This window comes from Kosmotoga sp., assembly GCF_982836095.1.
The window spans coordinates 1-1,271 of record NZ_CEYIHJ010000094.1 but is presented as its reverse complement, the minus strand read 5'-3'; the positions used below and the strand labels follow the sequence as shown (position 1 = coordinate 1,271).

At 44.3% G+C, this 1,271-nt stretch carries 1 protein-coding gene, 2 pseudogenes and 1 other annotated feature; all 3 genes and pseudogenes read right to left on the bottom strand.

Annotation, left to right across the window (positions count from 1 at the left end; translation table 11 throughout):
• Positions 1-143 (bottom strand): annotated as a pseudogene (locus AC3LHT_RS07000) (50S ribosomal protein L7/L12); the annotation flags it as partial.
• Between the two features lie 16 nt (positions 144-159).
• Positions 160-705, bottom strand: a complete 546-nt coding sequence (rplJ, locus tag AC3LHT_RS06995; protein ID WP_290647072.1) for a 50S ribosomal protein L10 — start codon at positions 703-705, stop codon at positions 160-162.
• Positions 706-718: 13 nt separating this feature from the next.
• Positions 719-840, bottom strand: a sequence feature (ribosomal protein L10 leader region).
• Positions 841-861: 21 nt separating this feature from the next.
• Positions 862-1,271, bottom strand: a pseudogene (locus AC3LHT_RS06990) (50S ribosomal protein L1); the annotation flags it as partial.

Sequence of the window (1,271 nt, the reverse complement as noted above, 5' to 3'; positions counted from 1 at the left end):
CCAGCAGCAGCACCAGGCATAGCAGCAACAGCAACAGGTGCAGAAGCGCTAACACCAAATTCGTCCTCGAGTGCTTTCACAAGTTCTGCAAGTTCAGCAACGGTCATTTCCTTAATAGCCTGAATGAGTTCTTCCTTTGTCATTTTACCACACCTCCGTTTATTCTGATTTTTTGTCCTTGATGGCGTTAAGAGCGTAAAGTAGTTTCGTTAGCACGCCGTTAAGCGTGTAAGCAAGTCCGCTGATTGGGGCTGCAATGCCGCTAACAACCATAGCGATAAGTTGTTCCCTTGAGGGAAGCTTGGCAATATCGGCAACTTTGCTTTCATCAAAGTATTTGCCTTCAAGATAAAATCCTCTGAGAACAGGGAGCTTGTTCTTGCTGGCATTAGTGAAGTCGTAAATGATCTTCACAGCTTCAACAGGATCGTCTTCACTTACCATAAGCACAGCTGTAGTTTCATGGACGTCATTGATCCATTCTTCTTCGTTATACCCGGCCTTTCGTAGTGCAAGGCGTAGTAGGGTATTTTTTACTATCCGGTATTTTGCCTTGTTATCATATCTCTCAAAAAGTTTGCCTCTAAGCTCCGAGATCTGAGCAACGGTCAGACCCTTGTAATCAGTGAAGAGTATCAATGATGACTTTTCGAGCTTATCTGCGAGTTCCTGAACAAACTTCTCTTTTTGGGCTCTTGTAAACATCTGCCGGGTGCACCTCCTTTCAAAAAAAGCGGCCATGAGGCCGCAGAATTAATATCATCTGTATCTTCTGCGTACCTCGGCAGGCGGCATAAGCCTTTAGAAACCTGCTGTCTTCGGTACAAATAGCTTTTTTGATTTTCTTATTAGTTAACCCCGTCAGTCTACCAGTTTATTATGGTCTAGCTTTATACCTGGGCTCATTGTTGTGGCTACAGCTACTTTAACTATGAATCTGCCTTTAGCAGCAGAGGGTTTCATTTTTGAGATTTGCTCCAGGGCTGAGATGATGTTTTCCTTCAGCACATTTAATTCAAAGGATTTTTTGCCTACGGGAAGATGAAGGTTTCCTGTTTTGTCGTTCTTTATTTCCACTCTTCCCGCTTTGAAAGCTTTTACAGCTTCTTCTACATCAGTCGTAACCGTACCGGACTTTGGTGAAGGCATAAGACCACGAGGTCCAAGAATTCGCCCCAATCTACCGATTTCCCTCATCATATCAGGTGTAGCAATGGCCACGTCGAAATCTGTCCAACCGCCTTGAACCTGCTGTATGAGGTCGTCAGATC

What these genes read in the sequence shown, in the direction of transcription:
- rplJ (WP_290647072.1), bottom strand. Translation starts at nt 705, where the DNA reads ATGTTTACAAGAGCCCAAAAAGAGAAGTTTGTTCAGGAACTCGCAGAT.